The organism is Hydrogenivirga caldilitoris, from assembly GCF_003664005.1.
In the GTDB taxonomy this organism is placed as follows: Bacteria; Aquificota; Aquificia; order Aquificales; family Aquificaceae; genus Hydrogenivirga; species Hydrogenivirga caldilitoris.
In genome coordinates, this window is the sequence record NZ_RCCJ01000001.1 from 341080 (window position 1) to 365862 (window position 24783).

The 24783-nt window shown below is 46.7% G+C and carries 22 protein-coding genes; 16 read left to right on the forward strand and 6 right to left on the reverse strand.

The window, feature by feature from the left end:
• Positions 1-6 precede the first annotated feature (6 nt).
• Both BCF55_RS01900 and secD read left to right on the forward strand, forming a co-directional pair.
• Positions 7-918 carry a Ppx/GppA phosphatase family protein gene (locus BCF55_RS01900; protein ID WP_121009249.1) on the forward strand — a complete coding sequence of 304 codons (912 nt, stop codon included), beginning with the start codon at positions 7-9 and terminating at the stop codon, positions 916-918.
• Between the two features lie 21 nt (positions 919-939).
• A complete protein-coding gene (gene secD, locus BCF55_RS01905) occupies positions 940-2436 on the forward strand; it encodes a protein translocase subunit SecD (RefSeq protein WP_121009251.1) in 1497 nt (498 codons plus the stop codon).
• Here secD and BCF55_RS01910 read toward each other — a convergent pair.
• The 5 genes from BCF55_RS01910 to BCF55_RS01930 form a co-directional block, all read right to left on the reverse strand.
• A complete protein-coding gene (locus tag BCF55_RS01910; RefSeq protein WP_121009253.1) occupies positions 2433-3656 on the reverse strand; it encodes a type II secretion system F family protein in 1224 nt (407 codons plus the stop codon). The genes secD and BCF55_RS01910 overlap by 4 nt on opposite strands.
• The gene (locus BCF55_RS01915; protein ID WP_121009255.1) at positions 3656-5314 is read right to left on the reverse strand and encodes a GspE/PulE family protein; all 1659 of its coding nucleotides are present in this window, start codon (positions 5312-5314) and stop codon (positions 3656-3658) included. The genes BCF55_RS01910 and BCF55_RS01915 overlap by 1 nt, the downstream gene beginning before the upstream one ends.
• Positions 5315-5474: 160 nt before the next feature.
• A complete protein-coding gene (locus BCF55_RS01920; protein ID WP_121009257.1) occupies positions 5475-6071 on the reverse strand; it encodes a prepilin-type N-terminal cleavage/methylation domain-containing protein in 597 nt (198 codons plus the stop codon).
• Entirely contained in the window at positions 6064-7821 is a 1758-nt protein-coding gene (locus tag BCF55_RS01925; RefSeq protein ID WP_121009259.1) for an O-antigen ligase family protein, read from the reverse strand. The genes BCF55_RS01920 and BCF55_RS01925 overlap by 8 nt, the downstream gene beginning before the upstream one ends.
• 3 nt (positions 7822-7824) lie before the next feature.
• Positions 7825-8418: a prepilin-type N-terminal cleavage/methylation domain-containing protein gene (locus BCF55_RS01930; RefSeq protein ID WP_121009261.1), complete on the reverse strand. Its 594-nt coding sequence runs from the start codon at positions 8416-8418 to the stop codon at positions 7825-7827.
• Positions 8419-8504: 86 nt separating this feature from the next.
• On the opposite strand from BCF55_RS01930, the gene BCF55_RS01935 reads away from it, so the two are divergent.
• Genes BCF55_RS01935 through BCF55_RS01960 form a run of 6 tightly spaced genes read left to right on the forward strand, consistent with a single transcriptional unit; the run spans position 8505 to position 15295 of the window.
• Positions 8505-9866: a hypothetical protein gene (locus BCF55_RS01935; RefSeq protein WP_121009263.1), complete on the forward strand. Its 1362-nt coding sequence runs from the start codon at positions 8505-8507 to the stop codon at positions 9864-9866.
• A complete protein-coding gene (locus BCF55_RS01940; RefSeq protein ID WP_121009265.1) occupies positions 9863-10351 on the forward strand; it encodes a hypothetical protein in 489 nt (162 codons plus the stop codon). The genes BCF55_RS01935 and BCF55_RS01940 overlap by 4 nt, the downstream gene beginning before the upstream one ends.
• A gap of 1 nt (position 10352) precedes the next feature.
• Positions 10353-10799: a hypothetical protein gene (locus tag BCF55_RS01945; RefSeq protein ID WP_121009267.1), complete on the forward strand. Its 447-nt coding sequence runs from the start codon at positions 10353-10355 to the stop codon at positions 10797-10799.
• Complete coding sequence (locus tag BCF55_RS01950; protein ID WP_121009269.1) at positions 10778-12307, forward strand: secretin and TonB N-terminal domain-containing protein; 1530 nt, start codon at positions 10778-10780, stop codon at positions 12305-12307. The genes BCF55_RS01945 and BCF55_RS01950 overlap by 22 nt, the downstream gene beginning before the upstream one ends.
• 1 nt (position 12308) lies before the next feature.
• Entirely contained in the window at positions 12309-13304 is a 996-nt protein-coding gene (locus BCF55_RS01955; protein WP_121009271.1) for a tetratricopeptide repeat protein, read from the forward strand.
• Positions 13301-15295, forward strand: coding sequence for a putative Ig domain-containing protein (locus BCF55_RS01960; RefSeq protein ID WP_121013119.1), 1995 nt, complete (start codon positions 13301-13303; stop codon positions 15293-15295). Before BCF55_RS01955 ends, BCF55_RS01960 begins: the two co-directional genes overlap by 4 nt.
• A 2-nt stretch (positions 15296-15297) precedes the next feature.
• On the opposite strand, the gene BCF55_RS01965 is transcribed toward BCF55_RS01960, so the two are convergent.
• Positions 15298-16491, reverse strand: a complete 1194-nt coding sequence (locus BCF55_RS01965) for an AAA family ATPase (RefSeq protein ID WP_121009273.1) — start codon at positions 16489-16491, stop codon at positions 15298-15300.
• A gap of 51 nt (positions 16492-16542) precedes the next feature.
• On the opposite strand from BCF55_RS01965, the gene BCF55_RS01970 reads away from it, so the two are divergent.
• The 8 genes from BCF55_RS01970 (at position 16543) to BCF55_RS02005 (ending at position 24776) form a co-directional block, all read left to right on the forward strand.
• Complete coding sequence (locus BCF55_RS01970) at positions 16543-17010, forward strand: hypothetical protein (RefSeq protein ID WP_121009275.1); 468 nt, start codon at positions 16543-16545, stop codon at positions 17008-17010.
• Positions 17007-17747 carry a sulfite exporter TauE/SafE family protein gene (locus BCF55_RS01975; protein WP_121009277.1) on the forward strand — a complete coding sequence of 247 codons (741 nt, stop codon included), beginning with the start codon at positions 17007-17009 and terminating at the stop codon, positions 17745-17747. The genes BCF55_RS01970 and BCF55_RS01975 overlap by 4 nt, the downstream gene beginning before the upstream one ends.
• A 20-nt stretch (positions 17748-17767) precedes the next feature.
• Positions 17768-18196, forward strand: coding sequence for a DUF4149 domain-containing protein (locus tag BCF55_RS01980; protein ID WP_121009279.1), 429 nt, complete (start codon positions 17768-17770; stop codon positions 18194-18196).
• A gap of 55 nt (positions 18197-18251) precedes the next feature.
• Entirely contained in the window at positions 18252-19685 is a 1434-nt protein-coding gene (locus BCF55_RS01985) for an aldehyde dehydrogenase family protein (RefSeq protein WP_121009281.1), read from the forward strand.
• A 155-nt stretch (positions 19686-19840) separates the two neighbouring features.
• Positions 19841-20203, forward strand: coding sequence for a hypothetical protein (locus BCF55_RS01990; RefSeq protein ID WP_121009283.1), 363 nt, complete (start codon positions 19841-19843; stop codon positions 20201-20203).
• The gene (ispD, locus tag BCF55_RS01995; RefSeq protein ID WP_121009285.1) at positions 20200-20838 is read left to right on the forward strand and encodes a 2-C-methyl-D-erythritol 4-phosphate cytidylyltransferase; all 639 of its coding nucleotides are present in this window, start codon (positions 20200-20202) and stop codon (positions 20836-20838) included. The genes BCF55_RS01990 and ispD overlap by 4 nt, the downstream gene beginning before the upstream one ends.
• 1 nt (position 20839) lies before the next feature.
• Entirely contained in the window at positions 20840-21601 is a 762-nt protein-coding gene (locus BCF55_RS02000) for an alpha/beta fold hydrolase (protein WP_121009287.1), read from the forward strand.
• 16 nt (positions 21602-21617) lie between these two features.
• Positions 21618-24776: a bifunctional diguanylate cyclase/phosphodiesterase gene (locus BCF55_RS02005; protein ID WP_121009289.1), complete on the forward strand. Its 3159-nt coding sequence runs from the start codon at positions 21618-21620 to the stop codon at positions 24774-24776.
• Positions 24777-24783 lie beyond the last annotated feature (7 nt).

The following is a 24783-nucleotide window of genomic DNA, read 5'->3' on the forward strand; positions in this document are numbered from 1 at the left end:
ATTCCCATGCGTATAGCTACCATAGATATAGGTTCTTACTCGGTCCGTTTAACGGTTGCGGAGCTTGTAAACGGTCAGATAAACTTAATCCGCGAGAAGGGTTACATCACCTCCCTCGGTAGCGGAGTTAAGGACACCGGCAGACTGCAGAGGGATAGGATTGAAGAAACCATACGCGTCCTTGAGGAATACAGTAAAGAGATAAAAGAGCTTGGTGTTGATAAGGTTGTGGCTGTCGCGACAGAAGCTTTAAGGCGGGCTAAAAATTCAGAAGACTTCATAAAATTGGTGAGGGATAGAACAGGTATTGATATAAGGGTTATATCACCTCAGGAGGAAGGGGAGCTCTCCTTCCTTGCAACTGCCTACTCTCTAAAACCAGAGGGGGAATTTCTGGTCGTTGACCAGGGGGGAGGTTCAACGGAGTTCATATTTGGGAAGGGTAGGGAACTAAAGGACATAATCTCCCTCCCTATCGGGATAGTCAGTCTGACTGAGGATTTCCTCAAACATGACCCACCAACTGAAGAGGAGATAAACCGCCTTATGGCTTTCCTTGAAAGGGAAATAACACCCCTTAGAAGGGAGGTTAACGAGGTTGTTGGGCTCGGTGGAACCATAACAACGGTGGCTGCTCTGGAGAAAGATATATACCCCTACGACCCCAAAAAGATTCACGGTACTGAGCTTACCCTTGAAGCCCTGAAGAGGTGGTTCAACACCCTTGCCTCTATACCCTACAAAGAGAGGAGCGTTAGATATAAACAGATAGAGGATAAGAGGGCGGAAGTTATACTTCCAGGAATAGCCATGTTTATAAAGGTCCTTGAGGTTTTTGGGAAGGACAAACTCAGGGTTGGAGACTGGGGAGTTAAGCATGGGCTCATTGTTAAGGAAATGCTTTCCAGCAACTCTTAGCTCTTATAATATTTAGCGGGAATGAGAAACACGACTTACAACCTTATCGGTTTCCTTGTGCTACTCCTTCTGTCTATCTCTGTGGCTGTTTATAAACCCGTAAACCTTGGTCTTGACCTGAAAGGTGGTATCTCCATGGTCCTTGAGCCTGATTACTCCAGGGCTGTTGAGCACGAGTACGAGAGGACAGCCCGATTCATTGATAAAACCCTCAGGGAGAAAAATTTCAGGATTCTTGATGTAACAGCCCACAAAGACAGTATAGAAGTTGAGTATCTGGAGGAGAGGGAACTCCCTTCAATTGCTAATACCCTCAGAGAAACCTTGAAGGAAATCACAGTGGAACAGATGGGAGAGGGGATACTCTCGGTAAAGTTCACCGGTGTTTACCTTGAACAGTTAAAGAAGGATATAGTTGACCAAACCATAGAAGTTCTGCGCAACAGGATAGACAAACTCGGTGTAGCCCAGCCTGTGGTTACAAGACTCGGTAAGGAGAGAATAGTTGTTGAGCTTCCTGGTTTCCTGGATATTGAGAGGGCTAAAAGGATAATTGGTAGCACCGCCTCTCTGGAGCTGAAGCTGGTTGTGGATAGCTCCCCTTTAAGAGAGGAGCTGGAGAAGAAACTAACCAAAAACACGGAGATACTCCCTTCAAGGGATGGAAAAGAGTGGTTTCTGGTTGATAAAGTCCCTGTAGTATCAGGTTCGGACTTAAAAACGGCATATATAACTAAGGACGAGTTTGGGGCACCTGCGGTAGGTTTTGAGCTCAAAAGCGAAGCTGCAAGTAAATTCGGAGAGTTCACCTCCCAGAATATAGGCAAGAGGCTTGCTATCGTGCTTGAGGACAGGGTGGTCTCGGCTCCTGTTATAAGAAGCCGTATATCCGACAGGGGGCAGATAACGGGAAACTTCACCCCTGATGAAGTCAGAGACCTATCCCTTATCCTAAGGACGGGGGCGCTACCTACCAGCCTCAACATACTTCAGGAGAAGGTTGTGGGTCCGTCCCTGGGTAAGGATGCTATAGAGCAGGGGATAAAGGCGGGCATCCTTGGTTTTATACTCCTCCTTGTGATAGTCATAGCCCGCTATAAGAGTGCAGGGGTTTCGGCAACCGTTTCAATTCTCATGAACGGGCTTCTCCTCTGGGCAGGTCTTGCAGGTCTGGGTGCTACTTTAACCCTTCCCGGAATAGCAGGGATAATCCTTAACATGGGTATAGCCGTTGACTCTAACGTCCTGATTTTTGAAAGGGTGAAGGAGGAGCTTAGACTTGGGAACACCCTTAGAAAAGCTATAGAGCTTGGGTACAGGAGGACCCTCAGTGCTGTCTGGGATACCCACATAACCCTACTTGTGGCTTCTCTTATACTATTCCAGTTTGGAAGCGGACCTGTGAAGGGGTTTGCCACTACCCTTGCCATAGGTACAATCGCCAGTTTCCTTTCAAACGTTTATTACGCTAAGGTGTTTCTGGACTTTCTGGCAAAGAGAGGCTGGTTGAAGGTTTAGAACTGTCTACCTATCTGGGATATGAGGTCGTATATCGGTAGAAGCAAGCTTATCATTATTATCGCCATGAAGAGACCAACGGTGATTATTATTACCGGCTCTATAATTTTGGCTATGTTTTGTGTTATGTAATCAAGCTTGTTGTAATAATATCTCGCCAGGTAATTTAACTGCTCGTCTAACCCACCCGCCTCTTCACCGACAGCTATCATCCTTATCATCAAGGAAGGGAAGAGCTTTGTCTCCCTCATGCTGTCACTTATAGAGCTACCGCCCGATATCTTTTCCTTCATAAAGGACATAGCCTTCTTGAACACCCTGTTGTTGAAGGATTCCTGAAGGACAAGCAGTGTATCATACAGGGATACCCCTGCAGAGACCATGAGCCTCATGTATTCAGAAAAGAAAGCGTAGTTGAAGTTGTAAAGAATCATGTTTACTATGGGAAAGTATAAGAGAAGTTTGTCCGTAACGTATCTGAATCTTTCGTTCTTCCTTCTAAAGAACAGGAATAAGAAGGATAGGATAGCTATAAGGACAACTATAAAGACTATGTAGCTCTTAACGAATTCGGATACGGTGAGCACGGCAACGGTTATACCTGGCAGCTCAACGTTTAAACCCTTGAATAATTCTGCCAGCTTGGGAAGCACGTAAACCAGCCAGAACACAAGGGCTATCGTTATGGTCACAAGGGCAAAGGCAGGGTATATGAGAGCCTGTTTCACCTTGCTGACAAAATCTTCAATCCTCGCGTAGTGTTCAGATATGTCCTTGAAGACCCTGTCCAGGCTACCCGTTTCCTCCCCTATCCTTATAAGATTCACGGCTATCGGACCAAGGACGTTTTCATAACGAGCCATGGCATCGGAGATGGAGAGACCTGACTGTATTCTGTAAGCGACGTCCTGAAGCATGGCTTTTATAGCCGGGTTGTCCATATCCTCCGCCAGGTCCCAGAGACCGGCTCCCAAGGGAACCCCTGACTGGGCAAGGAGGTGTAGGTTCTCAAAGAGGTCTACAAGGTCTTTCCTCTTCACCTGACGGAAGTGAAGAGCCTTCTGGACTTTACCCAGCAATTCGGGTCTGGGGGAGACCTTTACAGGAGTGAGTCTCAGAAAATCAAGGAATGATAGTAGCTGAACTTCATTGTCGGCTTCTATGGTACGGGTTACGATCCTTCCAGAGTTGTCAACAGCCCTTACGGAGTAGTACGGCATCAGCCTACCACCCTCTTTACCTCTTCGGGAGTAGTTATACCCTTCAAGACCTTAAGCAGCCCGTCCTCCTTTAAAGTTCTCATACCCTTCTCCTTAGCCCTCTGAAGTATGGCAAGGGGCGGGTATCCTCTAACTATCATGTCTCCTATCTCCTCGTCAATCTTGAGAAGCTCAACCACAGAAAGCCTCCCTAAGTATCCGGTTCCCCTGCAGTGTTCACAGCCTCTCCCTCTGTGGAGGGTGACCTCATCACCTTCTAAGTATTTATCAAGGGATTCTTCCGAAAAACCGAACCTCTTCAGCTCTTCCCTTGTGGTCCTGTATTCTTCTTTACAGAACATACATATCTTTCTTATAAGCCTCTGGGCAGATATGGCGAGCACTCCGGAGGCTACCATGTACTCCTTGACCTTCAGGTCTATGAGCCTGGGTATGGTGCTTACGGCGTCGTTTGTGTGGAGGGTTGACAGAACAAGATGTCCTGTTATAGCAGCCCTGACTGCCATCTCAGCTGTCTCTTCATCCCTTATCTCACCTATCAGTATCACGTCCGGGTCCTGCCTGAGAAAGTGCCTGACAGCCCTTGCGAAGGTGTAACCCGCCTTCTCGTTCACCTGAGTCTGTTTTATGAATGGGAACCTGTACTCTATCGGGTCTTCAACGGTGAGTATATTCTTTCTCAGAGAATTTATCCTCCTGAGAGAAGCATAGAGTGTGGTTGTTTTACCCGAACCTGTGGGACCGGTAACCAGTATCATACCGTAGGGTTTTGATATGACCTCCTCAAACTCCTGGAGTATATCCTCCTCAAAGCCAAGATTCCTTAGGTTGAAGAGGGAGAGATTCTTGGGGAGGAGCCTCATGACCACGTTTTCCCCGTAGGCTGTTGGGAGGGTTGATGACCTTACATCGTAGCTCTCACCTAAAAAGGTGTAGGAGAAACCTCCGTCCTGAGGCAGACGTTGCTCGGATATGTCCATGCCGCTCATGATTTTCACCCTTGAAACTATGGAGGGGTGTATGTCTCTCGGAAGGGAGAAGTAATGGTGGAGGACACCGTCTATCCTGTAAAAAACGTGGGATGCTGAGGTTTCGGGAGATATGTGAACGTCCGTTGCCCTCTCAATAATTCCCTCATTGAGTATCAGGTCAACGAGTTTAGGTATATCTGCTTCGCCCGCTGAGGCTTTCTTAATGATATCCTCTATCTGCTCCTCAAGAGGTTTTTCAAGCTGCTCGTAGTAAATTTCAATACTTCTGAGTATGCTTTCCTTGTCAGAAACGTATATCTCAACATCAAGACCGGTCCTTCTCCTAACAAGGTCAACGATGTTAACGTTGAAGGGGTCTGATACTGCAAGTTTTAACTTCCTTTCCTCCACTGAAAGGGGAAGAACCTCCAGTTGCTTTGCGGTCAGCCTGTCTATTAGCTTCAGAGCTTCTAAGGAGGGAGAGTATAAGGAGAGGTCTATAAACTCCTTCCCAGCCTGATAGGCTATTGCCTGGGCGAGCTCGGAGGGTGAAACGAAGGACAGGTCAATCAGGATGTTTCCAAGACTCTTTCCGTTTAATTTCTGAACATCAAGGGCAACTTCAAGCTGGTCACCCGTCAGATATCCCAGCTCCTCTAAAAGCTCTCCAAGCCTTTTACGCGCCATTGGCTACCTATCTTAGAATATGTTTCCTCTGAGGATATAAAGCTATAAACCCGACTATAAAGATACCCATAATAAAGGTAACTAAGCTGGATATGGACACAAGAAAGTCAAAACTCATATGCAAGCCTCCTGAATGTATAAAAATCGTATATTTTTCCCATCACTTAAACTTGAAGTACAGGGTAGTAGTGCCCTCAGTGGAAGTGTAGTCATTTTCCGACCTTATCCATCCCGAATTGAAGAGCCCATCGTCATACTTTAGGTCAACATCCCGGGCTATGTCCGTTGGAATCCCCTGAAAACCTATCCAGTGGTAGGTAAGCCCCTGAAAGGTTATGTAACCAACGGCAATGGGACCTCCAAAGGTATGGGTTGGGTTCTCCCTGCCTATTCCGGCTATGAACTCGCCAAGCCTGAGATGCTGCCACACCTTGCACTCTTCCGTATTCGTGGCGTCCGTACACTTGAAATCTAAGATTCCTAAGTTCGCGGTCTCTATCTTACCGTCCCCGTCTCCGTTGAAGAGCGTATCCACTCCCCACCTCTGGGAAACCTTATCGTCGTCCCCTGGTAGCTTTCCGTACCTGTCGTAGTATGAGTAGAAAACAGCGACAAGCTCAAGGTAAGTCCTGTGAACACCCTTAATTTGCGCGTTCCTTATAAGCTCCTGCCCCTTGAGTATGAAACCCAGGAGTATCCCTATGATTATCAGAACTATGGCAAGCTCTATAAGGGTAAAGCCTTTTGATCTACTCATTTCTCTTACCTCTGTAATAATCTACCATTACCTTTACCGCCTTTGCCACAATCGTACTCTTAACTTCCTTTAGCTCAATGTAATTTGGATACAATCTCAATCCCTCCTCTACTACCTTCATAGATTCGTCCATAAGAGTAAGATTTTTATTCCTTTCCCCAAGGAAAGAAAGCGCCAGCGCTTCAAGATAGAACACTTCCTTTAAGGGTCTTCTGATTTTCTCTTTCTCTGCCCAGAGAATAAAACTCTCTACCGCGTGGGTGCCCTTCTCTTTCAAAGCAACTTTTACCTTCTCTATCCAGTAAATAGCGTTAGCCCAGTTCTTTAAATAGGTATTCTTTCTTGCCCCTTCTATTAGCTCAGGACGGAATTTACCCTTTTCGGCTTCTACGGTAAAGAGGGTCATTCTCATATAGTCCACAAAGGTCTTGGAGAACCAGAATATACCAATTAAAAGAAGAACCGTTGCCACAGCAACCGCAGATACCCTGGTCTTAGAGCCAATCTTCAATTCCTTCACGGTGCAACCGTGGGAGCTTATAAAAGAGAGCAGGACGATAAAGGTAAAGTAATGAACAACGGAAAGTTCCATGGGATACTCAACAAGAGCGTGAACTAAAAAGGGCATGAGGAGAGACGCATAGAGTCCACCTTTCTGAATGCCTAAGCTCAAAATTTTTCTGAAAAAAGAGATGAAAACTAAAGAGAAGCCCAGCAGTCCCATGACTCCGCTCTGGACAGCTATAAAGGCTATCTCGTTGTGAGGGTGGCTGACAAACCCGCCCACATACTTGGAGTATTCCTTTTCCTTCTCTATTACCTTCGCCTGATAATACATGTATAGACTTTCAAAGTTTCCAAACCCGTGACCGAAAAGAGGTTTTTCTTTGAACATCTCCCAGGAGGTCTTCAACATAAGCACTCTCTGGGCGTTAGAAGACTCTCTCTGAAGTAAAGCCTTCTCATAGTCTTTCGAACCCCCGTAAAGAACTATCCCTAAAACCGCTCCTGTTAAAACCACCAAAGCCCAAAGAGCCAGCCTGTTTAGGAACACTCTATAAATTCTGTACCTCGCAAGAAGCATCAAAAAAGCCCCGAAAATGAAACCCAGCCAAGCCGCTCTTGAGTTGGCAAAGACAAGGTTCATGGAGAGGGAAAACCCTATCACAAAGAGCGAACCTCGGAGAAATCTTCCCAAGGACGGTAATGTTATAAGATACAGAGAAACAAGCAAACCAAGAGCTACAAAGGTTCCAAAGAGGTTTTTCTGCTGGAAGACTCCCCACACTATACCCTCCTGAAACACAGGTGTTATAGGCAGGAATCTGAAGAACTCAGAAATCTGGAAGAGACCTATTACCGATTCGATTCCGGCAGATAAGAAAATTAGGAAAAGTATTCTGTCCTTTAGGGATTTATTCAATCCGAATTGATGGAGAGCTATCCATATGAAGAATATGGCAAAGGTGTGGACGGACTGTATCAGGAAGAGTTCCTTGTTAAGGAGAGGATTAAACAGTATTGAGGATATGGAGAGAAGTATAAAAAGAAGGAACGGAATCCTACCGTCCGGGAGCGTTAGCCTTCCGGATTTTAAAACACTTAAAAGGGCAAGCCATAAGATAACGAGTATAAGTATCCAGATGAAGTACTCACGGGGATGGAGGATAGTTCCTCCGAGGTTGGGAAGGAACAGGTGGACAAAGAGTATGTATATAAAGGAAAGGGGCAGGAGAAGGAACAGCCCCATACATTAAGGTTTGCGGTCAAAGTAGTAGAGGGCACCTTTAGTAGTTGAGGTCCAATCTCCTGAAGTTGCAGCGGTAGCACTGGTTATAATGCCGCTGCCGCTATTTGCAGTCCCCCCACTTAGAGCTCTAACAACACCCGCTGTAGCACTGACCTCTCCATCAAAGGCTATGTCAAGGTTTCTGAGATAGTCTGCGTACGTTTCATCACCAGTTACAGTACCGCAATTGCTATCTCCACAAACCGCAATAACGTTCCTGTTGCTCGTGTCACTACCAGGATATATGTAGAACGTATAAGAGCCGAGCTGAACGGTGTTGCTTGTAGGAGCTTGTGCGAGATTGGTCCAGCAGGAATCACTACCACCTTTGGGGTCACTATCTATTATTCCGTCATTATTACTATCTCCAGGAAACTTACCTTTCCTGTCAAAGCATGTCCACAGCGCAACTTCCCACTTTCTTACCTCATTCACTAGCTTCTTCATTCTCGCGTTCTGTATAAGGTCCTGACCCTTTAGGACCATTCCGATGATTATCCCGATTATGACGAGAACTATGGCAAGCTCTATAAGGGTGAAACCCCTTTCCCTTCTCATGTCCATACCTCCTATTTCAGCTTCGTACTGGATATTATCGGATAGTCCGTTATTTATTTCAAGGAGATTATAATCCTTTGTTAAGGATGGGGAAGGTAGCGAGCTTTTTGATTTCGGGGACTTACCAGAGGGTTGCGGTTCTCAAAGGGAAAGCTGGTAAGTTCAAGGTTGAGCTTGTTGATAAAGGTCCGTCCCTTTTGGAGGAACACGCAGATAAGGAGATGTTCCTCTCCGTTCTTTACCCGGAGCTTGTATCCGAAACTGTAGAGATACCCCCCGTCGGGGATGAAGATACAAAGCTTGTTCTTATAAAGAAACAGCTCCTTGAACGTGGAGGCATATCTGATGACCTCTTCCTGGTTTACAGGGAAGTTGAAAGCACACCCCAGAAGAAAGTCCTCAAGGTTTTTGCCATACCAAAAACTGTTGTTATTGAGGGGGGTTTGCTCTCCGAAGAAACGTTAAAGGAATCTCAATTCTTCACCGTATGTCAGTTTTCCCTTTCTGGCGTATCAAAGCTAATTTCTCCTGAGCTCTCTATTTTCCATGTTTTCTCCGATGGGGAAACACTCACCATGACCGTAAGCTCAGGAGATGATGTTCTCTATACGAGGTCGGTGAGTATCCCTCCCTACGCAAGGGAGTTAGGTTTTGAGGATTTTGTCCATGAGAATGTGAACATGACCTACATGTTCGTTGCCCAGAGGAGTGGCATACCTGTTGACCTTCTCCTGTTGAGTGGAAACCTTGTGGAATCCGAAGAGCTTACGCGCACCCTTGCGGAGGTTGTTGGCTCTGGTATAGCGACTCCGCTTCCTACAGGCACGTTCAGTGGGATAGACGGAAAGACCTTCAACGAGTTCCTCCCCTGTTTCGGCACGCTCCATCTTAATGGGAGTTACGATTTCTCACCTGAAGAGATAAAGGAGAGGAGATGGTTTAAGAGGCTGGTGGGTGGAGCCGTGCTCTTTCTGACACTGCTGTTTGTGTCATTCTTGCCGCTCTTTGGAATGAGGCTTTATGAGATTTCCCTGACTTCTAAGAGCATCAGCGATGTAACACACCTCCTGAAAACCCAGACCAGCGGAATATTGAAGGACCCCATCTTAGAGAGAGATACCTTCAATTACTATCTAAACTACCTTAACACCCTTGACAAAGTAAGAGCGGGAAATCCCCTGACTCTTCTAAAGGATATGGAAGGATTGCTCAGACTGGTAGATGCAAAAACTTACGCCTTGGGCAGGCAGAAGGATACCTTAACCCTATATATGGAGTTTGAAAAGCGCTTCCCTAAACTGATTGACATGACCCTTTACAGGGAAGAGCTCATTAAGGAGCTTGAGGCGCTGAAGGCTAAAGGATACAGTTACAGGGTGGAGTCGGAGGTCAAGGACCTTAAAGAGAGCCGACTTTCCATGAAACTGAGGGTGGAGAAGAAACTATGAGGCTGAGGTACGTTCTTTACATAATGCTCCTCCTTCTTCTTTCCCTTCTCCTGTTCTTATATATGAAGTTAGGCGATACGAAGGCTCGCCTTGAAAGCAGAGAGAGGGAGCTTATGAAGCTGAAAGCAGAGCTAAGTATAAGGAAGGCTAATATTGAAGAGTTTAAAAGGAGGATAAGAGAGGAAGGGATAAAACCCCTCTCAGAGAGGGAAGCCCTTGACAGGCTCTTCAACTTCCTTGATAGCTTAAAGGGGTCGTACGATATGAAGGTTACCAGGGACATAAGAAAGGAGGGAAGTGTGTGGGTAGTTGACGTTAAGCTCAGTTTCAGACCTGTAAGCGGTGAGGAGATAGCCGATAGGTTAAGGAGTCTTTCGGGGGGTAGTTCTCCCCTTGTAGACCTCAAGGGTGTCCTTGTTCACACCCAGCCGGAACCGTATGTTGAGATAGAGGCTGTCCTCATGCAACCATTTTTTGGGAGTTAATATGAAGTTGACCAAGTATAAACTCATGCTTTTTCTGCCCGTGCCACTCAGTGCGATAGCAGGGTACTACCTTGCCGGCATACTTGCTCTATTTATGGAAGCGAGTATAACTCCCAGAACCGATAAAGATTTTGCCCAACTTCCCGATTTTCAACTTATGAAGGTTGACTTTGACCCGGAGGTTGCTAATTTGCTGTCTTACATAAAGGTTAAGAGGATTAAAGAGGAAAAGATACCTCAGACGGTGGAGGCGCAGGCTGAACAACCTCCCCAGTATACCCTTAGCTTTACTTACGTTGGGGAGAAAAAGAAGTATGCGATAATCAACGATACGTTAGTAAAGGAAGGCGATATGCTTTCTATGGAGGAAAGGGTTGTAAAAATCACGAGAGAGGGTGTTCTTCTCTCGGGAAAGTGGGGTAAGAGATGGTTAAGAGTCTCGGAATAACTCTGGCACTTTTGTCGGTTCTTATGTTATCCTGCGCTCAGAAAGTGGAACCCAAGACCGAAGCGGTGGCGAAGGAGATAGACCAGAAGGAGAGAGAAATTAAAAGAGAGGCGATGATACCGTTGCCCCCTCCAAAGGCACCCCCGCCTGTAATTCCTTCAACCTACCAGGAGATAGACCCTTTTGAGGGAAAGACCTTCACCATGTCTGCGCTGTCAGCCCCTATCACAAAGGTTCTCTACGCGATAGCTGACGGTGCGGGTCTCAACCTCATACTTTCTCCAGAGGTTGACACCAAGAAAACAGTGACAGCAACCTTTGACAGGGTTCCGATGAGGGAAGCTCTGAACATAATTATGGACATGACGGGTCTTTACTATGAGGTGAGGGGGAACGTCCTCTACGTGAAAGAGCTTATGACAAAAACCTTTAAGATTCCTTACATTCATACTACGACGAGCTTTACCAGCTCTCTTGGAGGGGATGTTCTCGGAGGAGCTCTGACCGCTGGGACTGTGGGTACAACCACAACAACCACAGCAGGTGTAGGTGGAACGGGTCTCAGAGGGAACTTTGTCCTTGACTATAAAAATCCGGAGGGAGCCAACGACCTTTACAAACAGCTTGAAGAGAATATAAAAACTATGCTCTCTGAGAGGGGTAAATACGTTCTCAACAGGTTCACCGGAACGCTCATAGTTACAGATAACCGCAGAAACGTTGAAGAGATTGAAAGGTTTATAAAACAGTTCGTCAGGAAAATAGGAAGGCAGGTTCTTATAGAAGCTAAGATTGTGGAGATAGCCCTATCCGACACCTTCCAGTACGGGATAGACTGGGGTGCCTTCTTCAGAGACGTCTTTGGAACAGGTGCAAACCTCAGCCTTTCTCAGACCTTAGCTATACCTACGGGAGGCTACTTCAGTTTGAACGTTGTCTCTTCTGACTTTACAACCCTGCTCAACGCGCTCGCCACGTATGGAAAGGTTTACACCCTTTCAAACCCAAGGATAATGGTTTCCAACGCACAGACAGCCCTTATAGCTACAGGCGTAGTTACCCCCTTCTTTGAAAGGCAGGCTATTACATTTACAGGCACAACAACAACCCAGCTTCAGGAAAATATCATAAGAACTAACGTTCTTGAAGGAGTCCTCTTAGGCGTTACTCCCTATATAGATGAGAACGGAGAGATAGTTATGAATATAATCCCTGTGTCAACACGCCTTGAGGGTACTAAGACCCTAGAGAACAACGGGCAAGTTCTTGCGGAAGCTCCGATACTTAATGTTAAGGAGACGGGCACGATAGTGAAAGTTAGAGACGGTGAGCTCGTGGTAATAGGCGGTTTGATAGGAGACGTGAAAAGCTTTCAGGAAAGAAAGGTACCGGGACTGGGGGACATACCTATAGTGGGATACCTATTCAAGAGCAGGAGCATAGTGAAAGAGAAGAGAGAGCTGATAATATTTCTGAGACCAAGGATAATTGATAGCGTAGAATTCTGATATGAGCCTCATTATAGATGTTCTCAAGAAGTTCAAGGGAGGAGAGAGAAAGACATCCGTTTATCCCCTTTTAACAAAAAGTAAAAGGGAAAGGAATCCCTTAAATAGGAAGGCTCTCTTTTTGTTGGTTCCTATAACGCTTATAAGTTTCGTTGCAGCCTATTTTATAACCCAGCTCTTTATAGGAGAGCCGGTTCCCCCAATACCTGAAGTTAAAAGAACAGCTATGCAGGTTTCAGAAGTATCCAAACCACCTGTTCCAGAAAGTCCTCAACTGCCGCAGGGTCAGCCTATAAAGCAGGAGCAAGAGCATGACAGGAAGGAGGAGATAGTCCGGGAGCCCGTGCGCTCAAATCTGGAGGAGAAGGTGCAGGTTGAGAAATTGACGGAGGATATAAACCAGAAAGAGAAAACACCTCCTCTCAAGCGCTCTACAGAGGTGGATTTCAATACGTTACTTTACGCAGCCGATAGGTACTTCAAGGAAGGGGACCTTCGCAGAAGTGCGGATTTATACGAAAAAGCGTTGGGTATGAGGGTTACGGATGGCCTTGTAAATAACTTACTCGTGGTTTACGCAAGGCTTGGTGAGTATGAGAAGGCTGAAGAATTGCTCATGAGGTACCCCAAGGAGAGGTTTGCCTACTCCTATCTCATGGAGCTCGCACAGGGTGGGCATTTAAAAAAGGTCCTGAAAAGCTCTGAAAAGTTCCTATACCTTGATAAGGGTGGTTACATACACTTTGTGAGAAGCTATGCATACGAGGGATTGGGAGACATGGGCAACGCCTTGGAAGAGATGGGTAAAGCTTACGAAAAAAACCCAAGAAACCCTTACTTTGCCTATAACTATGCTCGCCTTCTGGAAACTTTCAGGAAGTACAAGGAAGCTTACAATATATATGTGAATCTTAATACAGAGCAGCTTGATCCGAATTTAAGAAGTATAGTGAAGGAAAGGTTGAAATATATTGAGTATTATGGGCTTGTAAGATGAAGAAGGATAAGGGGCTTACCCTTATAGAGCTCGCAATAGTCCTTATAGTTCTTGGAATACTTCTGGGTATAGGAGCGGGGATAATAGGCGTTCTGATAAAGCGGGTTAAATACAACGAGAGCAAAGAGATAGTGAATGCAGCTGTGGAAGGCATAATTGGGTATGCTACCTCTTCAAGGAGACTGCCCAACAGCTCAGAACTGAACTCCGCTGTTAGGTCTACGAAAGATGCCTATGGAAAGGACATAGCTTACGTCTATGACAGTAACCTGGCGAGCACTCCTGCTCCTATATATGGTTTCTGTGGTCTCACATCAACTAACATAACTGTGAAAGTTTGTTCTGATACAGCCTGCACCACACCCATTCAAACTATAAACAATGTCGCCTTTGTTGTTATAAGTGGTGATGGAAACTACAACAACCAAACGGCTGGAACTCAAGGGGTTAACTCTGCTACGGAAATAAAAGTTTACGAGTACGGCGTTCAGGTTGATGATTTTCAACAGCCTGGTGATGATGACCCTGACAGGGTGGAACCCTACGATGATATCGTTAAGTGGGTTTCATTGAACGAGCTTCAGAGAGCCCAAGGGTGTGAATCCTTAACTATAGCAAGCCCAACCACCTTGCCTGCTGCGATTGAAGATAACGCTTATACCTACACACTGACAGCTAATGGAGGGAGACCTCCCTACACCTGGAGTGGAACTATAGGGAACGGTCTTACTTTAAGCTCCGATGGGACGATAAGCGGAACGGTAAATACAAATACGGCTACGAGTACGGGGGAGGTGCCCAGTTGCTCAACCTCCATAAGTTTCACAGCAACGGTTACCGACAGTGCTGGGCAATCTGTATCTCAGAACTTTACCATCCCCGTGCAGGCAAGACCTGTTGAGATAATAACTAACACCCTTCCAGACGCTTACGAAGGCTCACCCTATTCGGCGGATATAGATGCGATTGGAGGAGATGGTAGTTACACCTTTTCAGGGAACAGCTTGCCCTCCTGGTTGACGTTAAACACAAGCACGGGCGTTCTTTCAGGTACACCCCCTACGGATTCGGATTGCTCGGAAGGTGTTTCAAACTTTTCTGTGACGGCATCCTCCTGTTCAAATACATACACTAAGGGCTACTCCATAACAGTGAGAGACCCCGACTGCACTTCAGGTAGCGGTGGTGTATGTCCCTCCATGAGTCTATCCCCTCCAAGTGGAACTGATTTTCCTGCTTCCGTTGGAAACCCTTTCAGCCAGACCATAACCCTGTCAGGAGGACAGCCACCGATTACCTGCACTCCCACCTCACCTACGAATTGTAATAACCTTAGCTTTTCATGCTCTTCTTCCGGAGCCACCATATCTGGAACTCCGAACGCTCCCGGAACCTGCACTTTTTCAGCCCAGTGGCAGGATAGCTGCTCCCCAACGCCTCAGAGCATAACTGGAGTATATACAGTAACCATTACAGGAAGTAGTACGTCAAGCATTGTATTAGACACAACAAATAATCCCCCTACTACGGGGAATAATGGCACATCTGGACAAACATACCCAGCAGGGGACTTTCATAATGATAGCAAGAACCTTTATGTGAGTTTGTTATGTGGTGCAGGGTGTCCAGGATATACATTTACAGCTTTTTCTCTATCCTGCTCTCCTTCTTGCCCCGATTTAGATAAATTCTCCTACAGTATAGAATCTCCTATTTATTCCTATACCTGGACTGTGCAAGATGAGACCGTTTACAAAGCTAAAGATGACCCATCTTGTAGTGGGAACGGTTGCCCGTTGCCTATAACAAATAAATCTTTTTCTGCTGATGGAAAGCCCCCAGATCAAATAACTATGAACTCAAATGAAAGGCTGGCTTTGGAGATAAGATTTAAAAATCCTTTAACGGCAGGGCAAAACTATAACTTTACACTGACACTTTACGATAATACTAATACACCTTACACATTCAGCTTTTCAGTTACACCCTAACCTTACCTCACATACTTCCCGTTCACCCAGCCTTCAATATCAATATCTCCTGAGGAGTATAGGACTTTTATCCAGTTTTCCTCACCCCTTTCTATCACCCTGAGCTCGTCCCCTTCCCTCAGGACATAAACGACGGGAGACTCTGGGTCTGGCTTTTCCCTCATGTTGAGCATTGGGACGTTTACAACTACTCTATCACCCAACTGAACCTTTTGTTTCTCCGGTTGCCTGTCAACTGCCTTTGCAGAGAGGTAGGATGTTTCCTGAGCGCTCTTGAGATTTATATAGTCTATGAGTTTCTGAGCTCCAAGCAGAAGGAGCCCTGCAACTACCAGTCCACCAATACCAGTGTACAGTAAGGTTTTTAAAGGGTTTCTTTTACTTACTCTTATACCTATACTCTCGGCGGCTCTCTCCACATGTTCCGGTTTTATCTCGTGGGAAGTGTCCACAAAGGCAGCCATAAGAGCCCTTTCCATGAGTATGTTTATCAGTCTTGGTATTCCAAGGGAATACCTGTAAACCAGACTGTAAGTTTTCGGGTGTATCCTCACGTTTCCCCTTCCCGCCTTGACTATCCTGTAGTCTATGTAGGATTTGGTTTCATCTTCCGTAAAGTTCCTGAGCTTCACAAAGACCGTTATCCTTTGCTTTAGCTGTCTCAACTCTTTGGAGTTCAGCTTCTCTTCAAGCTCCGGCTGTCCAAGGAGTATTATCTGAAGGAGCTTGAGGTCGCTCGTCTCAAGGTTTGATAGGATTCTCAGCTCCTCAAGGGTTTCTGTAGGAAGGTTCTGAGCTTCGTCAATTATTATTATTACCTTCTTTCCTGCCTCCCTTTCCCTTACGAGAAAATCCCGCATCTTGGCGAAGAGCCTGTTCTTGGTTTCCCCCTCACTCTTTATGCCGAAGTCCTCAAGTATGGCTTCAAAGAGCTCTTCGGGAGATAGGTTTGGAAATAGAACGTAGGCGAACTTCACCTTTTCCTGGGGCAGTTCGTCTATGAACTTCCTTACCGTTAGGGTTTTACCGGTCCCTGGCTCTCCTATAACTACGGCAAATCCCTCTTCACTTTCTGCCAGGTATCTTAAAGAGGATAGCGCTTCCTGATGTGATTCCGAGAGGAAGAAGTAACTCGCGTCGGGTGTTATTTTAAAGGGGTCGTCCCTAAGGGCAAAAAACTCAAGGTAATCTCTCATCTATCTAATTTTATAATTAACTAACGCAGTGTAAAATCAGGAGGTTTTATCATGAATGAAGTTCAGAGTATGGAAGACAGGGTCGTTGTTATAGTGGAAGAGTTTTTTAAGGATATAGATAAAAAAGAGCCCTTTGAGACAGAGCTTATGGACTTCAGGCTCAGGCTCAGGGCAAAGCTCCTTGAGGTAATAACAGCCTTCCCAACCGAACCGGATGTAGCCAACAGAAGTCTTGACTATGCCCTTGACGGTATAGAAAGGGTTATAAAGAAGGAGATAGACCAAATAAACCTTGAATCGGAGGAGGTCCTGTACCGCACCATAAAAACCTTCCAGATAATGAATGAAGTATTAAAGGAGTTCATGCAGGAGGATAGGGTAAAGGACAAAAGGAGATTATCTTCAATAACGGGTTTCATAGGTAACACGGTGGAAAAGCTCAAGAGCGAGTATAAAAAGCGTTTCAGCGGCTTCCTTACCAGTCTTAAGAGATTGTTCGGTCTTGGCAGAAGCCTGTGATACCCAGCGTTCCTGACTTTCTGGTTTTCTTCCTTGCCTGGTTCTTTCAGGCTTTTACGGGATTCGGGGCAGGTATATTCATAGTTGGTACACTCTCCCTGCTTTACGACCCCCGTACCGTGATAGTGACTTCTGCGGTTGTGAACCTCTTCGGAACCCTGCTCATGTCAGGCATCCTCATCAGAAGGGTGAAGCCCCGCTTTGATATACTCTTTCCGCTTATGCTTGGCTCTGTCCCGGGTATATTCTTGGGAGCAGAGATTCTCCTTTACCTTGACAGAGATACCTTACGCCTAGTTATAGGGGTATTTATCTTCTTGCTCGGGATTTACGACCTCCTGGTCCAGCGCAGACTCCTCAAGAAGTTCTCAATGAGAGAGAGTCTTTTAAATAGCCTTACGGCTGGATTTGTTGGCGGTTTCTTTGCCGGTCTCATAGGTATGGGTGGTCCTCCTCCCGTTGTTTACCTTAACCAAATCCTTGAAGATATTGACGAGTTTAAAACAACACTAACCCTGTTCTTCACCTCAAACATACTTTTCCGTGTGGTCTCCTATGGTATTCAAGGAGGGATTGAATACTTTGATAAGGGCTTGATATACGCTGGTCTGCTCTCCATACCTCTCGGAGTATATATAGGGTTATTACTTTCAAGGAAAGTCCAACCTTCCGGTCTTAAAGTGTTTATATCAACGAGTGTTATGTTTTTAGGAATTGTACTTGTAATTCAGAGGTGAATCAGGTAAAATGTTAACAAATGTTTACTAAGGAGCTTTTCCTGTGGCTTCACGTTATTCTTGCAACCTTCTGGGTTGGTGGAATGATCTTCCTGTCCCTGGTTATAGCCCCTTACATAAAGGATAAACCCTTTAGGAATGAAGCTTTTCAGGAAGTTGGCAAGCGTTTCAGCCTGTATGGAACTATGATTACCCTGTCCCTACTCCTGGCAACAGGACTGGTTAACGCTTACCTATTACACGGGGGACTTACGAAACGTTCAATAATGGAGAAGCTGGGGCTCTTTGCTCTCATAGTTTTTATATCCCTGGTTCATGACCTCTGGGCTGGCAAGAGGGCTTTAAACTCAAAAAAGCACGCTCTCTGGGCTCGTTGGCTTGGACTCATAAACCTTCTTCTTGGCTTTGCAGCCGTCTATATGGGTGTGAGGATAAGGCTGGGGATGTAACTGCCACCAAACTCCTCTTATAAGATATATTTCTTTAATAGACTGGAGGTTAAGGATGATTGAAAAACCCATGCTCATCGGTGGTGAGTGGAAGGACAGCCCCCAGAAGATAGAGGTCGTCTATCCATACACAGGCGAGGTGGTTGGCAGGGTAGCTCAGGGGACTGAGGAGGACGTGAACAGGGCTATAGAAGCCGCAAAGGAAGGTTTTAATGAGGTTTCCTCCCTAACAGCCTACCAGAGATACGAGATACTCATGAAGGCGGCAGAACTTCTCAAAAAGAGAGCGGAGGAGTTTGCAAAAACCCTCGTTTTAGAGGTTGGGAAAACGATAAGGGAAGCCAGGACGGAAGTAGCCAGGGCGATCCAGACCCTGATATTCTCAGCTGAGGAGGCGAAGAGGATAAACGGCGAGACCTTCCCGATTGATGCCCACCCGAACGGTGCAGGTAAAGTCGGTTTTTATATAAGAGTCCCCGTGGGTATAGTCTCAGCCATAACACCCTTTAACTTCCCCCTCAACCTATCTATGCACAAGGTAGCCCCCGCCTTAGCCTGTGGGAACGCAGTTATACTCAAACCCTCGGAGAGAACTCCCTTAACCCCCCTAATGCTTGGGGAGGTGCTCTTAGAGGCTGGTCTTCCCCCTAAAGCACTATCCATAATCCCCGGATACGGAGACGTAGGAAAGGCTATGACAACCCATCCCGATGTTAGGGTTGTCTCCTTCACCGGTAGCAAAAAGGTCGGGGAGATAATAACCCGTCAAGTTGGGATAAAGAAAGTGGTTCTTGAGCTCGGCTCCAACTCCGCTATTGTAGTTCACAAGGACGGGAACATAGATAAGGCGGTGGAGAAGGCGGTTCTTGGAGGTTACGCCATAGCCGGTCAGGTATGCATTTCCGTTCAGAGGGTTTTCGTCCACGAAGATATATTTGAAGAGTTCGTGGAAAAGCTCAAGGAGAGGGTCAAGAGCCTCAAGGTCGGAGACCCTATGGACGAGAGTACGGACGTGGGACCTCTCATATCCGAGGGAGACGTTCTCAGGATAAGGGAGTGGATAGATGAGGCTCTGCAGAAAGGGGCAAGAGTTGAAGTGGGCGGTACAACCCCTTCAGGAAAAACTGCTCTCTTTGAACCTACAGTTGTATCCCTTGTTCCCCCTGAGACTAAACTTTTCAGAGAGGAAGCCTTTGCTCCTGTTGTTGTGGTTGACCCCTACAGAGAGCTTGAAGAGGCTATAAACATGGTTAACGATTCGGAATACGGTCTCCAATTGGGAGTGTTTACCAACGATATAAAGGTTGCTTGGGAGTTTATAAGGAAGGCGGAAGTTGGAGGAGTACTGATAAACGAGGGACCCACCTTCAGGGTAGACCACCAACCCTACGGCGGCTTTAAGAACTCCGGAATAGGAAGAGAAGGACCCAAGTTCGCCGTTGAGGACTACACCGAGATAAAGACGGTTATATTGGATCTGACATCATAAGAGGAATAAAAGACTCTGAAGAAAGCCTTCTTCACCTCCTTGATGATCTTCCTCCTTTCTTTGATCTTTGAGTTCGTGTATAAGAAGATAACAAGGCGGAGTTTCTCGGGAAGATCGGTAGGGTAAGATATTAACTTGGTTAAGGAGGTTCGTCAATGAGCGTAAGGCATCAGATGAGGATGAAGGTGGAAGAATTATTCAAGCTTATGATAGAGGACGCAGACTTCCCTGGAGGTGAGGAAGTTAACGTTTACGTGGTTTTTGTTCCTCATGGAGGGGAGTTTGAGGAGGAGGACATAGAGGTTTCCGAGCAGACTGTTGATACTGAGGATAGAGAGAGTGTTAAGAAGTTTCTTGATAGGACGACAAGGGAATCTTTAGAGGCAGACGTAAAGGGACTCAGGCTCTACGGCTACGTTTTTGAAACCGGTAAAGGTCTTAAAATAATTACCCAGGATAATCAGGACTTTTCAGGGCTTATATTGACCAGAATTGAGCGTATGAGAGAGGAGGTATGAAAGCCTGCGTTATACTTGCGGCGGGAGAAGGTAAGAGGCTCGGACTGAGGAAGCAGTTTATAGAGATTCACGGCAAACCCCTGTTTATGTATTCGGTGGAGAAAGCTCTAAAGCTCTTTGATGAGGTTATCCTCGTCCTTCCAAAGGATGTTCTCCAAAGGGTCTCCCTTCCGGAGGGTGTAAAGAAGGTGGAGGGCGGGAAAGAACGGCAGGACTCCGTCCTGAACGGGATACTGGAAACCGAGGCGGAAATCGTAGTGATTCACGATGCGGCGAGACCCTTAGCCACCGAGGAGATGTTCAGGGAAGTCTCCAGCTTAGGGGATTACGACGGGAAGATAGTGGCGGTTCCCTCAAGGGACACCTTAAAGGAGGTCTCCCACGAGACAGTTTTGAGAACCATAGACCGCTCCCATATATGGCTTGCTCAGACCCCTCAGGGCTTTAAAAGGAAGGTTCTTTTGGAGTGCCACTTCAGGGCAAGGAACGAAGGCTTCTACGGCACGGACGATGCGAGTCTCTTAGAGAGATACGGCTACAAAGTGGGGGTTGTTATGGGCTCTTACTGGAACGTGAAGCTCACCTACAGGGAAGACATACCAATAATAGAGAGGCTCCTTTCCAAGGAGGTGTGAGATGAAAAGCTACGCCCCGAAGGCGGTTCTGTTCCTGCACGCCTTTCCTCTGAACAAGGATATGTTCGTCCATCAGTTCTCCGCTCTTGAGAGGGAGAAAATCCCCTACATAGCTCTTGACTACCCTGGCTTCGGAGAGGAACCACCCCCGAGGGGAGAGGTAAGCGTTGAGAGGCTCACGGACTTCGTGGTCAGCAGACTGGACTCCCTCGGAGTGGAAAAGGTCGTGCCCGTCGGCGACAGCATGGGCGGATACATAATGTTTGACCTCTGGAGGAGGTACAGGAAGCTGGTGGAAGGCTTTGTCTTCGTTGCAACCCGTGCGGAGGGAGAGACGGAGGAGGGAAAGAAGGCGAGGTATAACCTTATCGGGAGGGTGAAAAAGGAGGGGAAAGAATTCCTGATAGATATGATGCTTGAGAACCAGACCTCACCCCTTACTAAAAAAGACCCACAGAAGATGAACGCTCTCAGGTGCATGATGGAGAAGGCAACGGTTGAGGGGATAGTGAAGACCCTCAGGGCTCTTGCGGAAAGACCTGATAGCACGAACCTCCTTAAGGAGATAAACGTTCCTACCCTCGTGGTTGCCGGGAAGGACGACGATAAGGTAACCCCTCCGGAGATAGTAAGGAAGATAGCTGAGGGAATAGAGGGGAGCATTTATGTTGAACTTGAAAACTCCGCCCATCTCCCTCCCTTTGAAAACCCGGAAGGGTTCAACAGGGTTCTTCTGGATTTCCTGAAAGATACAGCCCTGTGAAGATTATATTAATAGAGTGGGGAAGGGAACTCTAAACTTTCTCGCCGGTGTTTACGTTCATGAGAATGAAAGGGAGCGGGAGTTAGTAGAGAAGATAAAGGAGGAGTTTGAGCGGGCACTCGGAAAGAGGATTAATCTTTTGATTCCCAAGAGTTACAGAGAAGAACTCACCCTCCACGAGACCGAGGATATAGACCTGTACTACGCAAACTCCCTTATGGCTTTTAAGCAGTTCAGAGAAGGGTACGTTCCCTTCCGGGTGAGAGGTAAGGAGACAGAGGTTTTTGCCTTGGCGGGTCGGTTAAAAGAGGACTTTGTTGTAGTGTCGGCTCCCTACCTTGAGGGTTACTTAGTCACTCTGTTCTTGATAAAGGAGCTTGACCTCCTCAGGCCGGAGATAATTTACACAGAACTTGAGGAGGAGGCTTACAGGGAAGTCCTTGAGGGCACCGCAGACCTATGTCTCATCCACAGAGAATCTTACGAGCTTTTCCGCCGCAAACACGGAGAGATACCTCTCTTAAAGGAGATTGAAACCAGCCTTTCCAACTACCTGACGGTGAAAGGGGAACTTTACAGGGAAGAGGAGGAAAAACTCTCGGGACTTGGGACCTGTGTAAAACTGGAACCCGAGGAGTTTAAGAGAGCACTGAGTTTCGGTTTCAGCATGGAGGAGCTGGCTAAGCTTAAGCTCTTCTTTGACGTTTCAAAGGCGCTCTACCAGAACGAATACACAGGAACGGTGATATACAGAGACAGGATACTTTACGCCAGCAAGAATGTGGAGAAGATAACGGGTTACTCTTTAAGAGAGCTTCAGGAAATGAGCATCCTTGATTTCATTGAGGAGAGCGATGAGGTTAAGAGAGCGATGCTCAGAACTATTGAGGAGAGGAAGAGAGGGGGATACTTCCTTAAGCTGTATCCGACCCTTAAGATAAGAACGAGGCGAGGGGAGGCAAGATACATAAGGGTCTTTTCCAAGACGGTTATATACAACTACCAGCACTGCGGTATGCTCATTTTCCACGAGATTACTCCCGAAGTTATGCGCCAGAAGGTTTACAGAGCTCTGAGGAATATAAACAAAGCCATAACCACCGTCCTCACCCAGAAAGAACTCTATCAGACGGTGTGTGAAACCCTCGTTAGGGAGTTTGATATAAAGTTTGCTTGGATAGGAAGGGTGGACGAGGAGGGAAATCTTGAGGAGCTCCACAGCTGTGGAGAGGGACTTGACTACTTAAAGCATGTAAATTTCAGCAAGGCTGCGCTTCTTTCTTCCAACTACCCCACGTGCGTAGCTTACAGGGAGGGAAGGGTGGTTATAAACCCCTCAACGGAGGAGAACCCGTCGGCGGAGACCTACAGGGAGGAGATGTTGAAGAGAGGGTTCCTTTCCTCCGCAGCCATACCCATAAAGCTGAAAGACAGGGTGGTTGCCGTTCTCAACGTGTACGCATCCGTTCCTAACTTCTTTGCAGAGGATGTTAGGGACCTCCTTGAGGAGATTCAGCGCGACCTCAGCTTCGCCCTTGAAAAGATACACACGATAAGGGACAGCATACTCCTGAAACAGGCTGTAGAGAAGGCGAGGGAGGGAGTTCTTATAACCGATGGTGAGGGGAATATCCTTTATGTGAACGACTTCATATGCGAGCTGACGGGCTACAGCAGAGAGGAGCTGATAAGAAAGAACCCGAGGATTTTCAAGTCCGGATACCATCCGAAGGAGTTTTACCAGCACCTATGGGAAACGATACTCTCCGGTAAGGAGTTTAACGCCGTATTCGTAAACAGGAAGAAGAACGGAGAGCTTTTTTACGTTGAGCAGAAGATAGTGCCCGTTGAACTGCCCGGCGGACACAGGAGGTTCGTAGCCCTTTGGAGGGACATAACCAAGGAGACGCTCCTCTCGGAGGAGAACGAGAGACTCAGGTATTACGACATTCTGACCGGACTTTTAAACTTCGGCGGTTTTAAAGTCAACGCTGAAAATCTTATAAGTGAGGGTGTGGGAACATCCGCCCTGCTCCTCATAGACCTTGCCAACTTCTCATACATAAACAAGACCTACGGGAGCGAGGCAGGGGACAGGGTCCTGAAAGAGGTCGGTGAAAGGTTGAGGGCGAGGGTGAAGGAGAGGGACCTTGTAGGAAGGATAGGAGGGGATGAGTTTGGGCTTTTCCTTACAGAGCTAAAGGATGTGAAGGACATTTTTTCCATAATGGAGAGGATAAAAGCTGTTCTGAGGGATGAGATTAAGATTAACGGAGCTTCACTAACCCTAAACTTCCACGGAGGGGTGGCTATATTCCCTCAGGACGGAGAGGACTTCAAAACCCTGATTGAGAACGCCAGCGTAGCTTTAAGATTCTCAAAGGAAGAGGGTATAAACAACATCAAGCTCTTCAACAGGGAGCTTGAAGAGGAAGCAAAGAAGTTCCTTTACAGGGAAAGCCTCTTAGAGAGAGCCTTAAGGGAGAAACTTTTTGTTTTCCACTACCAGCCCTACTTTGATACAAGGAACGGCAGGCTTGCCGGTTTTGAAGCCCTTCTCAGGATAAGGGAGAGGGACGGTACCCTTCACTACCCTGCCGAGTTCATAGACTACCTTGAGAAGTTCCAGCACCTGAGCGGTTATATAGATTGGGCTTTAAAGGAAGTTTCCTTAAAGATAAAGAGCTGGAACGTTCCCATAAGTCTGAACGTCTCTGCCAGAGCCTTCAAAGAACCCTCCTTCCCGGAGAAGGTCCTGAGCCATGCACGGGAATTGTCCCAACCCCTTATCGTTGAGATAACCGAAAGGCTCTACATGGAGGATATGGAGAGGTCAAGGAAGATAATAGGCAGACTGAAAGAGAGCGAAAAGGTCAGGATAGCGATAGACGATTTCGGGACAGGCTACTCCTCCCTGTCCTACATAAAGGATATAAATGCGGACATACTCAAGATAGACATGTCCTTCACGAAGGCTATGGTTGAGGACGAGAAGGCGAGAGCTGTAGTTGAGGCTATAGTCCACCTTGCAAGACTCCTCGGCATGAAGACCCTCGCTGAAGGTGTTGAGACTAAGGAGCAGTATGAACTTGTGAGAGATATGGGCATAGATTACGCTCAGGGCTTTTACCTCGCCAAACCTTTACCCGAGGAGGAAGCCGAGAAACTCCTGTAAAGTAATA